Origin of the sequence: Enterobacter sp. HNDS-6, assembly GCF_039850505.1 — a bacterium.
GTDB classification, from domain to species: domain Bacteria; phylum Pseudomonadota; class Gammaproteobacteria; order Enterobacterales; family Enterobacteriaceae; genus Enterobacter; species Enterobacter kobei.
In genome coordinates this window covers 1410116-1421796 of sequence record NZ_CP156673.1, presented here as the reverse complement: position 1 = coordinate 1421796, position 11681 = coordinate 1410116, and the positions used below count along the sequence as shown (strand labels likewise).

Below are 11681 nucleotides of genomic sequence, written 5' to 3'. Positions count from 1 at the left end.
AGAATGGCAGACCTAATCTTCGTCAAACCCGGCATTAAACAGCGCAATCACCGCCGCCAGCGCTTCCTCTTCCTGAGGGCCGGTGGCTTCGACCTCAATCTGGCGCCCTTTGGCAGAATCCAGCATCAGCAGGGCGATAACGCTGTTCGCTTCCGCTTCGGTGCCTTCATCATTGCGCAACAGAACTTCTGCATCAAAACCCTGCATCAGCTCAAACAGTTTCATCGCCGGGCGTGCGTGCATTCCCAGCTTGTTGGTGATCTCAACGGTTTGTTTTACGGTCATGTTTTACGTTTTTCCAGCGTGCGATGACGGGACTGAACGTTCTTGCCGCGCGAGCGGAAATAGTCGGCCAGCTGTTCGGCAATGTAGACCGAACGATGTTTACCGCCGGTACAGCCAATCGCCACCGTCAGGTAGCTACGATTGTTTGTCTCCAGCATAGGTAACCATAGCTCAAGGTAGCTTCGCGTCTGGTAGATAAAATTGTGAACTTCTGTGTGCCTGTCGAGGAACGCCGCAACGGGTTTATCCAGGCCGGTCATAGGACGCAGTTTAGGATCCCAGTGCGGGTTCGGCAGGAAGCGCACATCGAAAACATAGTCCGCATCAATCGGAATACCGTGCTTAAAGCCAAAGGATTCGAACACCATCGTCAGTTCGCGCTCGCGTTTGCCCAGCAGGCGGGTACGCAGCATTTCCGCCAGTTCATGAACGGACATCTCTGAGGTATCGACAATCAGGTCGGCGCGTGAACGCAGCGGTTCCAGCAGATCGCTCTCTTCGTCGATGGCGCTTTCCAGCGAGAGATTTTTACTGGAAAGCGGGTGCAAACGCCGGGTATCGCTGTAGCGGCGGATCAGGGTATTGCGATCGGCATCGAGAAACAGCAGCTGAGGCGAGAATGCGTCAGGCAGGTTACTCATTGCCTGCTCGAAGATTTCAGGCGACTCGGGCATGTTACGAACGTCGATACTGACGGCAGCAGAGGTTTGTCTCTCCGCCAGGGTACGCGCCAGATCGGGCAATAACACCACCGGCAGGTTATCTACGCAGTAAAAACCCATGTCTTCCAGCGCGCGCAGGGCAACGGATTTCCCCGACCCTGAACGACCGCTGACAATCATCAGCACCATGTTCCGTTTCTCCTCAGGACAACAGATGTGAAGGCCATCTCCTGGTTACGCGTCATCCTGATTGCCTTCTGCTTCAGTGATAATCTGATAAAGCTCTTCATCACTTTGGGCTGAGCGCAGTCGACGGCAGATGGTTTTATCGGCCAGACGTTTAGCGACCAGCGAAAGCGTGTGCAGATGGGTTTTGGTCTGGTCGGCAGGAACCAGCAGCGCGAAGAGGAGATCGACGGGCTGATTATCAATGGCATCAAAGGCAATTGGCGTTTCCAGTTGCACAAACACACCGACGGCACGCAGGGTGTCCTCTTCCAGTTTGCCGTGCGGGATCGCGATGCCGTTGCCGATACCGGTACTGCCCATCTTTTCACGGGTCAGGATCGCTTCGAACACCACTTGCGGCGGCAGGCCCAGCTGTTTTGCAGCCAGTTCACTGATGATCTCCAGCGCACGTTTTTTGCTCTGGCAGTGAACGGCACTGCGGGTACATTCCTGGTTAAGGACATTGCTCAGTTGAAGAGCGGAATCGTTGTTCATCATAATTTCACCTAAGCGCTAACTGTACAAATGGCCTGTTGTTTTTCACAACAGGCCGTCCTGCACCCGTTAACTGCCCGGACAATTAGTGTTGTTTCAGTTTATCTTTATGTTTATTGAGCTGTCGCGCAAGCTTATCAATCAAGCCGTCGATAGCAGCGTACATGTCTTGCCCTTCCGCACTGGCATGGAGTTCACCCCCGTTTACATGCAGGGTCGCATCCGAGATATGAGTCACTTTCTCCACTTTCAACACAACGTAGACCTGGTTGATCCTTTCGAAATACTGCTCGAGTTTCGCGAACTTAGCGTTCACAAAATCACGTAAGGCCTCAGTAATCTCGACATTGTGTCCTGTGATATTGAGCTGCATAGTGTCTTCCTTATCGGTTGTGTCAGACCAGTTGTTTACGCTGGTTTGACGGCGGAATGGATAAAGACTCTCGATACTTCGCAACAGTACGACGTGCCACCATAATACCCTGATCGGACAGCATGGTGGTTAACTTACTGTCACTCAGTGGCTTCGCGGGGTTCTCCGCGGCGATCAACTTCTTCACCAGTGCGCGAATCGCCGTTGACGACGCTTCGCCGCCGCCCTCGGTACTCACGTGGCTGGAGAAGAAATACTTAAGCTCAAAAATACCGCGCGGACTGTGCAGATACTTCTGCGTGGTGACGCGGGAAATGGTTGATTCATGCATCTCGACGGCCTGAGCGATATCCGCCAGTACCATCGGTTTCATATATTCTTCGCCCTGCTCAAAGAATGCCTGCTGCTGTTCGACGATACAGCGGCTCACGCGAAGCAGGGTATCATTTCGGCTCTCCAGACTCTTGATCAACCATCGCGCTTCCTGAAGGTTGCTACGAATATATTGATTATCGGCGTCGTTGCGCGCGCTGGTGCACATGGAGGCGTACTGCTGGTTGATTTGCAGGCGAGGGATGCTGTCAGAGTTCAGTTCAACGACCCAGCGGTCGTTATGTTTTCTGACCAGCACGTCCGGGATCACGTACTCGGGTTCACTGGTCTGGATCGACTGACCAGGCCGCGGATCGAGCGACTGAATCAGATTCACCGCCTCTTTCAGCACCTCTTCTTTGAGGCGCGTAACGCGCATCAGGCTACGAAAGTCGTGGTTAGCGAGAAGATCCAGATGATCGCTGATGATTAAGCGTGCTTCGTCGAGCCATGGCGTCTCTTTGCTGAACTGAGAAAGCTGGATCAGCAGGCAGTCGCGCAGATCTTTCGCTGCCACGCCTACGGGATCGAAACGCTGAATACGTTTCAGAACGGCTTCAATCTCTTCCAGCTCAATCTCTTCATCGCCCATGCTCTCCAGAATGTCGTCCAGCGTGACGGTCAGATAGCCGGTGTCATCAACGGCGTCGACAATGGAGGTGGCAATGGCACGATCGGTATCGGAGAACGGGGTCAGCTCCACCTGCCACATCAGGTAATCCTGCAGCGACTGGGTGGTTTCGCCCTGATAAACCGGTAGCTCATCGTCCTGGTAGTCTGCACGCGTACCGGAAGGGGTGCCGGCGGTATAAATTTCATCCCAGCTGGCATCCAGAGGAAGCTCGTCCGGCATCTCTTTTTGTTCGAGCGCATCTGCGGTGTCGAGCGATTCTGTATCCTGGGACTGCTGTGTATCTACCTCATCATGAAGATCGGCTTGCTCCAGCAGGGGATTGCTGTCCAGCGCTTGCTGGAGCTCCTGCTGGAGTTCTAAGGTGGACAGTTGCAACAGACGAATTGCCTGCTGTAACTGCGGCGTCATCGCCAGTTGTTGGCTGAGCCTTAATTGCAAACCTTGCTTCATGTTCAGAGCATTTTTCTCCGGTTCGGCGTTACGTTACCTCTACCCTATCAGAGTCTGAAGTCTTCCCCAAGATAGACGCGCTTAACATGATCGTTTTCGAGGATCTGCTGCGGCGTACCGTGGGCGATAAGATTGCCCTGGCTCACAATGTACGCGCGCTCACAGACGGCAAGCGTTTCACGCACGTTGTGGTCGGTGATCAGCACGCCAAGCCCGCTGTCACGCAGATGCTCAATGATACGTTTAATGTCGATGACGGAGATTGGGTCAACACCTGCAAACGGTTCATCCAGAAGGATAAATTTCGGGTTTGCAGCCAGCGCGCGCGCAATCTCAACACGACGGCGTTCACCGCCGGACAATGCCTGACCCAGGCTGTCGCGCAGGTGCTCGATGTGAAACTCTTCCATCAGCTCGTTGGCGCGATCCTGACGCTGTTCGCTGGTCAGGTCGTCACGAATTTGCAGAACCGCCATCAGGTTATCAAAGACGCTCAGACGGCGGAAAATAGAGGCTTCCTGCGGCAGATAGCCGATGCCACGACGCGCGCGCGCGTGCAGTGGCAGCAGGCTGATGTCTTCATCATCGATGATGATGTTGCCGGCATCACGCGGGACAATGCCAACCACCATGTAGAAGGTGGTGGTTTTACCCGCACCGTTAGGGCCAAGCAGGCCCACAATTTCGCCGGAGTTGACGGTCAGACTGACATCTTCTACGACACGGCGGCCCTTATAGGCCTTCGCGAGATTTTTTGCAGTTAATGTTGCCATAACGAATTAGTTACTCTTCTTCTGTGCCGGGGCCTGACCCTTGCCTTTATCCTGCAGCTGAGACGGAACCAGCACGGTGGTTACGCGTTTGCCTTTCTCGCTGGAGGCCTGCATTTTTTGCTCTTTCACCAGATAGGTGATCTTGTCGCCGGTAATGTTGCTGTCCAGCTGTTCCAGATACGCGTTTCCGGTCAGGATAACCAGGTCTTTCGCCAGCTCATAGTGCATATGCGAGGCGCGGCCTTTCACCGGCTTGCCGTTGTCCTGCATCTGGTAGAAGGTGGCCGGGTTGCCGTAACCATCAATGATCTCTTTGCCCTGCTCGCCACCCGGACGGGTAACGACCACTTTATCAGCGTTAATTTTGATGGTGCCCTGCGTCATCACGACGTTACCCGTGAAGGTGACGACGTTACCCTGCATATCGAGGGACTGAGTGTCAGACTCGATGTGGATCGGCTGGTCGGTATCACCCGTTACAGCAAGCGCGGGGAGACTGGCCGCCAGCATCGCGCTGGCGATAATTACTTTAAGGCTGAGTTTGTTTGTTTTGAATTTCATAGGAGGTTCTAACCTTTTCAATCAGCTCGGCGTTCTTGCTGCGTAAGTTCCCGCGCATTCTTAAACCGCTGGAATTAAATGTTGTGCCATACAGTGTGACCAGATCCTGCGAGGTCACGTCCTGGGTTACCAGGTTGATCTGGGCATTATCGGTCGTAATTTTCCGCAGTTGCGAGTCAGCGGTCAGGGCGTTGACTTCAACGTGGCCATACAGATAAAGCATACGGTCATTTGTCAGTTTGGCCCGATCTGACTTAATTGACCACGTCGGCACTTTGTCTTTATCGAATGTGGTCATGACGGGTTGGGTAAACCACGAAACGCCCTCATCGGAAAAATATTCCACATGCTGGGCAACCAGGCGATAGTTCAGCGCACCTTCCGGGCTATAGACCACGGTGTCGCTGTGATCGCTTTTGTAGGTTGGATCGTTATTGTTGATCACTTCCTTTTGCGTATCGTCGCGATCGGCCAGGTTCACGCCAATCAATACCAGTGCGACAAGCGAAAGCAGAATGATAACCCAACGTCTGGTTTTACTCATATTGATTGCCCTTTGGCCTCATCAAGCTTGCCCTGCGCCAGCAGAAGCAGGTCGCAGACTTCACGTACGGCACCGCGGCCACCGTTGATGTGGGTAACGTAGTCAGCGCGTGGGAGCAGCAACGGGTGAGCGTCAGCAACCGCAATGCTGAGACCGACTTCAGCCATCACTGGCCAGTCAATCAAATCGTCCCCGACATAGGCCACGTTTTCCGGCGCGATCGCCAGTTTACCCAGTAAATCGTTGAACGCTGCCATTTTATCGGATTGCCCCTGATACAGATGGGTAATCCCTAAGGTTTCACAGCGGTCTTCTACCAGTTTAGCTTTCCGCCCGGTGATGATAGCCACCTCAATACCCGAGGTGAGCGCGCAGCGAATTCCGTAGCCATCGCGGACGTTAAACGCTTTCAGCTCTTCGCCATGATTGCCCATGTAAATCAGGCCATCGGAGAGTACGCCATCGACATCAAGGATGAGCAGACGAATATTTTCCGCCTTTGCCATCATCTGGGTACTAACCGGTCCATAACAGGTTGCAAGGGATGCACCCGCATTACTCATTGTCTTATCCTTCATTACACTACGCCTGCGCGCAGCAGATCATGCATATGTACCACACCCAGCAACTGGTCGCCATCGGCAACCATAACGGAGGTGATATGGCGGGACTGCATCAGGTTCAGCACATCCACGGCCAGCGTACCCGGACGCACGCGAATCCCGCCGGGCGTCATGACATCGGCAATGCCAAGTGTACGGACATCTACACCCATGTCGAACACGCGACGCAGGTCGCCATCGGTGAAGATCCCCTGAATTTTCATCAGGTCGTCACACACGACCGTCATGCCCAGATTCTTGCGGGTGATTTCCAGCAGCGCATCACGCAGGGAGGCCTCTTTACTGACGTGAGGGATCTCATCCCCGGTGTGCATAATGTCGTTTACCCGAAGCAGCAGCTTGCGCCCCAGCGCGCCACCCGGGTGGGAAAGCGCGAAGTCCTCCGGCGTAAAACCACGCGCTTCCAGCAACGCAACGGCAAGTGCATCGCCCATGACCAGGGCCGCGGTGGTACTGGAAGTTGGCGCCAGACCGAGAGGACAGGCTTCTTTGGGTACTTTTACGCACAGGTGAATATCGGCTGCACGCGCCATGCTGCTTTCCGGGCGGCTGGTCATGCAAATCAGCGGCACCTGCAGACGCTTCAGTACCGGGATTAGCGCCAGGATTTCATTGGATTCACCGGAGTTGGACAGCGCGATGACAACATCCTGCGGCGTGACCATCCCCAGGTCGCCGTGTGCGGCTTCTCCCGGGTGGACAAAGAAGGAGGAGGTTCCGGTGCTGGCAAACGTTGCCGCCATTTTGCGGCCAATATGACCGGATTTGCCCATCCCCATCACCACGACTTTACCGGCACAGTAAAACATCTTCTCACAGGCCAGACTAAAATCCTGATTAATGTACTGATCTAACTGCGCCAGACCTTCACGTTCAATCTCCAGAACGTCTTTGCCTGCTTTCTGAAAGTCAAAACCCGGCTGCAATTCTATTTGCGACATAATGCGTTTCCGTTTACCCAGAGAGAAGAGGCGAGAGCCAGTACAGCATCGCCATCCATACGATAAATCCACCTGTCAGCAGCGCACCTGCGCCTTTGCCGATCTGTCGTTGCCGCCGCCAGCAGAGCAGGGCGAATATCACGCTGACCAGCAACATCACTCCGTAATCGCGAGAGAATGCCAGAGGGTTGAAGGGCCCTGGCGTAATCAGGGCCGGCAGACCCATCACAATCGCGATATTAAATATGTTGGAACCGATGATATTACCAATGGCAATGTCATCTTCCCCTTTACGTGCCCCCGCAATGGCGGTGGCCAGCTCCGGCAGGCTGGTGCCGATAGCAATCACCGTCAGGCCAATCGTCAGTTCACTCATGGCGAAAAAGTTCGCCAGCACCGTCGCGTTATCCACGACCATGCGCGTTGCCATCGGCATAATAATCAGCGCGACGCCAAGCCAGAGCAGAGCGACCGGTAGCGTACCTTCGCGCGGGAGCTCGGCGACCTGCTCACGCGTGAGGCTGTCATGACCCAGTTTCTCAGCCTGGCGGGCGATTTTAACACTATACAGCAGCCAAATGACGGCTAGCGCCAGCAGGAAAATGCCGTCGCTGTAGCTCAGTACGCCATCATAAAATACGCAGCCTGCCAGCAGACTTACGATTAACATTAGCGGCAATTCCCGGCGCAGAACATCAGAATGCACGCGAAATGGATGGAGCAGCGCCGCCAGGCCCAGGATCAGTAAGATGTTGACGATGTTAGAGCCAATCGCGGTGCCAATTGCAAGGTCTAACTGACCGTGCAACGATGCCGAGACAGAGACGATGATTTCAGGAAGCGACGTGCCAACACTGACAACGGTCATCCCGATGACAACCGGCGGTACGCCCGTCAGGCGACACAGGATTGATGCAGCAAACACTAAACGGTCAGCACTGTAGACCACCAAAAGTAAACCAATTATTAACAGTGCTGTTGCTAAAAGCATCAAAAGTCCTTTCTTCAGGTATACTTGTCGGTCCATCGCGCGGGAATGGCTGGACTGCATACGGTCTGAGGCGTAACGAATTCCTAATTTTGACTTTATGCGCCGGAAAAGTAAAACAAATGCCAGCTTTCGCTAACCTCAATGGCTAATATTCTGTAAAAATGCTGAGTTTAGGGCTGATTCAGGCTGCACGCTTAAACGTGAGCAGGGTAAGAAAGGAACCATAAATGAGCCAAACGATGGCGAATTTAGTCGATGTCCGCGGTGTGAGTTTCTCGCGTAGTAATCGATTGATATTCGATGATATTTCGTTGACCGTACCGCGTGGCAAAATCACCGCCATCATGGGGCCGTCCGGGATCGGTAAAACGACCCTTCTGCGCCTTATTGGTGGGCAGATCCCACCTGACAGCGGTGAAATCCTCTTCGATGGCGAAAACATCCCGGAGATGTCGCGCTCGCGCCTGTATACTGTCCGCAAACGTATGAGTATGCTCTTTCAGTCGGGGGCGCTGTTCACCGACATGAACGTCTTTGATAACGTGGCTTATCCGCTGCGAGAACATACCAGCCTGCCGCCTGAACTGCTGAAAAGCACGGTGATGATGAAGCTTGAAGCTGTCGGTCTACGGGGGGCTGCGAAACTGATGCCTTCAGAACTGTCTGGCGGGATGGCGCGACGTGCCGCACTGGCGCGAGCCATTGCATTAGAACCCGATTTAATCATGTTCGACGAACCGTTTGTCGGACAGGATCCCATCACAATGGGCGTGCTGGTGAAGCTTATCTCTGAACTAAATAGCGCGCTCGGCGTAACCTGTATTGTGGTGTCTCACGATGTACCGGAAGTGTTGAGCATTGCCGATTACGCCTATATCGTGGCGGACAAAAAGATCGTCGCACACGGCAGCGCCCAGGCGCTTCAGGAAAATTGCGATCCGCGCGTGCGGCAATTCCTCGATGGTATTGCTGACGGACCCGTACCGTTCCGCTACCCGGCGGGCGATTATCGTGACGATTTACTGGGATTAGGGAGTTAAGCCACTCATGCTGTTAAATGCGTTGGCCGCCCTTGGACACCGTGGCATAAAAACCATCAGGACGTTCGGGCGTGCCGGATTAATGTTATTCAACGCGCTGGTTGGCAAGCCGGAGTTTCGCAAGCACGCGCCTCTGCTGATGCGGCAGCTTTATAATGTCGGTGTGCTGTCGATGCTCATCATCATTGTCTCCGGCCTGTTTATCGGTATGGTGCTGGGGCTGCAGGGCTACCTCGTTCTGACCACCTACAGTGCGGAAACCAGCCTCGGGATGCTGGTGGCGCTCTCACTACTGCGTGAACTGGGGCCGGTTGTGGCGGCGCTGCTGTTCGCCGGTCGTGCAGGGTCAGCACTCACGGCAGAAATTGGCCTGATGCGCGCCACCGAGCAACTCTCCAGCATGGAGATGATGGCGGTCGACCCGCTGCGTCGGGTCATCTCTCCGCGTTTCTGGGCGGGGGTGATCTCGTTACCCCTACTGACTATTCTGTTTGTCGCCGTGGGGATCTGGGGTGGTTCGCTGGTGGGGGTCCACTGGAAAGGCATTGATGCCGGTTTCTTCTGGTCCGCCATGCAGGATGCCATCGATCTGCGAATGGATCTGGTTAACTGCCTGATTAAAAGCGTGGTATTTGCCATTACGGTCACCTGGATCGCCTTGTTCAATGGTTATGATGCCATTCCGACGTCGGCGGGCATTAGCCGTGCAACTACACGTACTGTCGTACATTCGTCGCTGGCCGTACTGGGTCTGGATTTTGTGCTCACCGCACTGATGTTTGGGAATTGAGTTCATGCAAACGAGAAAAAATGAAATTTGGGTCGGCGTGTTTCTGCTGCTGGCGCTGCTGGCCGCACTGTTTATCTGTCTGCGAGCGGCGGATATCACCTCAGTGCGCACCGAGCCGACATACCGTGTCTATGCCACCTTCGATAATATCGGCGGCCTGAAAGCGCGCTCACCGGTGCGTATTGGTGGCGTTGTTATCGGGCGTGTATCAGACATAACGCTTGATGAGAAAACGTATCTGCCGCGCGTTGCGATGGATATCGAAGAGCGTTACAACCACATTCCGGACACCAGCTCCCTGTCAATCCGTACTTCCGGCCTGCTGGGAGAGCAATACCTGGCGCTCAACGTTGGCTTTGAAGACCCTGAGCTTGGAACGACTATCCTTAAAGACGGTAGCGTTATCCAGGATACGAAGTCCGCGATGGTGCTGGAAGATATGATTGGTCAGTTCCTTTACAACAGTAAAGGGGATGATAAAAAGTCTGACGATGCCCCTGCGCAGAGTGAAGACCATACCAACGCTGCGCCGACCCCAGGTGCGACGAATTAATTCAGGAGAAGTCATTCATGTTTAAACGACTGTTAATGGTTGCCATGCTGGTCATTGCTCCCCTGACTGCGGCTCATGCTGCGGATCAAAGCAACCCGTACAAATTGATGGACGAAGCTGCGAAGAAAACCTTCGACCGTCTCAAAAACGAACAACCAAAAATTCGCGCGAATCCTGATTATCTGCGTGACGTGGTAGACCAGGAACTGCTGCCCTATGTGCAGATCAAATATGCTGGTGCGCTGGTGCTGGGACGTTATTACAAAGATGCGACGCCTGCGCAGCGTGAAGCCTACTTTGCTGCGTTCCGTGAATACCTGAAACAGGCGTATGGTCAGGCGCTGGCGATGTACCACGGCCAGACCTATCAGATTGCTCCCGAGCAGCCGCTGGGTGATGCCACCATTGTGCCTATCCGCGTGACGATCAACGATCCTAACGGCCGTCCACCGGTGCGCCTGGATTTCCAGTGGCGTAAAAACAGCCAGACCGGGCACTGGCAGGCCTATGACATGATTGCCGAAGGGGTAAGCATGATCACCACCAAACAGAACGAGTGGAGTGACCTGCTGCGCACCAAAGGTATTGATGGCCTGACCGCGCAACTGCAGTCTATTGCGCGTCAGAAAATTACTCTGGACGAGAAAAAGTAATGTCGCAGCAACTCAGCTGGTCGCGTGAAGGTGAGACGTTAAAGCTGTCCGGTGAACTTGATCAGGACCTGCTGAACCCACTGTGGAATAAACGCCACGACGCGATGCAGGGCGTGACGCTCATCGACTTAACCGACGTCACGCGGGTGGATACGGCAGGTGTTGCGCTGCTCGCCCATCTGGTCGCTGTGGGTAAAAAGCAGGGGACAAGCGTCAGGCTTCATGGCGCGAGCGATAATGTCGTTACCCTTGCCCAACTCTACAATTTGCCTCCGGACGTCCTGCCTCGTTAATATTTTCAGTGCGTTACTTCCGAAAGCCCTGACAGTTTCATCGTCGGGGCTTTTTGCTTGTTTAAGACGACGCCACTTTGCTCTAAGATGTTGGGCTTGTTTTCACTATCAGATGATTAAGAACCCATGGAAAATCATGAAATCCAGACAGTGCTGATGAATGCACTCTCCCTTCAGGAAGCCCACGTCACTGGCGATGGCAGTCACTTTCAGGTTATTGCTGTGGGTGAGATGTTCGACGGTATGAGCCGTGTGAAGAAACAGCAGGCTGTGTACGCGCCGCTGATGGAATATATTGCGGATAACCGCATCCACGCCCTGTCGATTAAAGCGTTCACCCCGCAAGAGTGGGCACGCGATCGCAAACTAAACGGTTTTTGAGCTGAGGGCGACAGGCCCGCAGCACGGTTGAATTTATAA

General features: G+C 54.0%; 17 protein-coding genes. 6 read left to right on the top strand and 11 right to left on the bottom strand.

Translation table 11 applies throughout. From position 1 onward, the window contains the following. Positions 1–12: 12 nt before the first annotated feature. From npr to ABFI50_RS06580, 11 genes are all read right to left on the bottom strand, one after another. Positions 13–285: a PTS phosphocarrier protein NPr gene (npr, locus tag ABFI50_RS06630; protein ID WP_003861872.1), complete on the bottom strand. Its 273-nt coding sequence runs from the start codon at positions 283–285 to the stop codon at positions 13–15. Then, positions 282–1136, bottom strand: coding sequence for an RNase adapter RapZ (rapZ, locus tag ABFI50_RS06625; protein WP_014885397.1), 855 nt, complete (start codon positions 1134–1136; stop codon positions 282–284). The genes npr and rapZ overlap by 4 nt, the downstream gene beginning before the upstream one ends. A gap of 45 nt (positions 1137–1181) precedes the next feature. Beyond that, entirely contained in the window at positions 1182–1673 is a 492-nt protein-coding gene (gene ptsN, locus ABFI50_RS06620) for a PTS IIA-like nitrogen regulatory protein PtsN (protein WP_008501443.1), read from the bottom strand. Positions 1674–1755: 82 nt separating this feature from the next. Then, positions 1756–2043, bottom strand: coding sequence for a ribosome hibernation promoting factor (gene hpf, locus ABFI50_RS06615; protein ID WP_014171818.1), 288 nt, complete (start codon positions 2041–2043; stop codon positions 1756–1758). A 22-nt stretch (positions 2044–2065) separates the two neighbouring features. Then, complete coding sequence (gene rpoN / locus ABFI50_RS06610) at positions 2066–3499, bottom strand: RNA polymerase factor sigma-54 (protein WP_014885396.1); 1434 nt, start codon at positions 3497–3499, stop codon at positions 2066–2068. A 47-nt stretch (positions 3500–3546) separates the two neighbouring features. After that, the gene (gene lptB / locus ABFI50_RS06605) at positions 3547–4272 is read right to left on the bottom strand and encodes an LPS export ABC transporter ATP-binding protein (RefSeq protein WP_014885395.1); all 726 of its coding nucleotides are present in this window, start codon (positions 4270–4272) and stop codon (positions 3547–3549) included. 6 nt (positions 4273–4278) lie between these two features. Next, a complete protein-coding gene (gene lptA / locus ABFI50_RS06600) occupies positions 4279–4833 on the bottom strand; it encodes a lipopolysaccharide ABC transporter substrate-binding protein LptA (protein ID WP_023331402.1) in 555 nt (184 codons plus the stop codon). Then, positions 4802–5377: an LPS export ABC transporter periplasmic protein LptC gene (lptC, locus tag ABFI50_RS06595; RefSeq protein ID WP_014885393.1), complete on the bottom strand. Its 576-nt coding sequence runs from the start codon at positions 5375–5377 to the stop codon at positions 4802–4804. The genes lptA and lptC overlap by 32 nt, the downstream gene beginning before the upstream one ends. Then, positions 5374–5940, bottom strand: coding sequence for a 3-deoxy-manno-octulosonate-8-phosphatase KdsC (gene kdsC, locus ABFI50_RS06590; RefSeq protein WP_023331400.1), 567 nt, complete (start codon positions 5938–5940; stop codon positions 5374–5376). The genes lptC and kdsC overlap by 4 nt, the downstream gene beginning before the upstream one ends. A 14-nt stretch (positions 5941–5954) precedes the next feature. After that, positions 5955–6941 carry an arabinose-5-phosphate isomerase KdsD gene (kdsD, locus tag ABFI50_RS06585; RefSeq protein WP_014885391.1) on the bottom strand — a complete coding sequence of 329 codons (987 nt, stop codon included), beginning with the start codon at positions 6939–6941 and terminating at the stop codon, positions 5955–5957. Between the two features lie 13 nt (positions 6942–6954). Next, positions 6955–7932, bottom strand: coding sequence for a calcium/sodium antiporter (locus tag ABFI50_RS06580; protein WP_014885390.1), 978 nt, complete (start codon positions 7930–7932; stop codon positions 6955–6957). A gap of 227 nt (positions 7933–8159) precedes the next feature. Between ABFI50_RS06580 and mlaF the strand changes: the two genes are divergently transcribed. From mlaF to ibaG, 6 genes are all read left to right on the top strand, one after another. Beyond that, positions 8160–8972: a phospholipid ABC transporter ATP-binding protein MlaF gene (mlaF, locus tag ABFI50_RS06575; protein WP_014885389.1), complete on the top strand. Its 813-nt coding sequence runs from the start codon at positions 8160–8162 to the stop codon at positions 8970–8972. Positions 8973–8979: 7 nt separating this feature from the next. Next, positions 8980–9762: a lipid asymmetry maintenance ABC transporter permease subunit MlaE gene (mlaE, locus tag ABFI50_RS06570; RefSeq protein ID WP_347485662.1), complete on the top strand. Its 783-nt coding sequence runs from the start codon at positions 8980–8982 to the stop codon at positions 9760–9762. 4 nt (positions 9763–9766) lie between these two features. Then, positions 9767–10315, top strand: coding sequence for an outer membrane lipid asymmetry maintenance protein MlaD (gene mlaD, locus ABFI50_RS06565; protein WP_014885388.1), 549 nt, complete (start codon positions 9767–9769; stop codon positions 10313–10315). 17 nt (positions 10316–10332) lie between these two features. Then, a complete protein-coding gene (mlaC, locus tag ABFI50_RS06560) occupies positions 10333–10968 on the top strand; it encodes a phospholipid-binding protein MlaC (RefSeq protein ID WP_014885387.1) in 636 nt (211 codons plus the stop codon). Further along, entirely contained in the window at positions 10968–11261 is a 294-nt protein-coding gene (mlaB, locus tag ABFI50_RS06555; protein ID WP_347485660.1) for a lipid asymmetry maintenance protein MlaB, read from the top strand. Before mlaC ends, mlaB begins: the two co-directional genes overlap by 1 nt. Before the next feature lie 126 nt (positions 11262–11387). Then, entirely contained in the window at positions 11388–11642 is a 255-nt protein-coding gene (ibaG, locus tag ABFI50_RS06550; RefSeq protein WP_008501458.1) for a BolA family iron metabolism protein IbaG, read from the top strand. Positions 11643–11681: the final 39 nt, after the last annotated feature.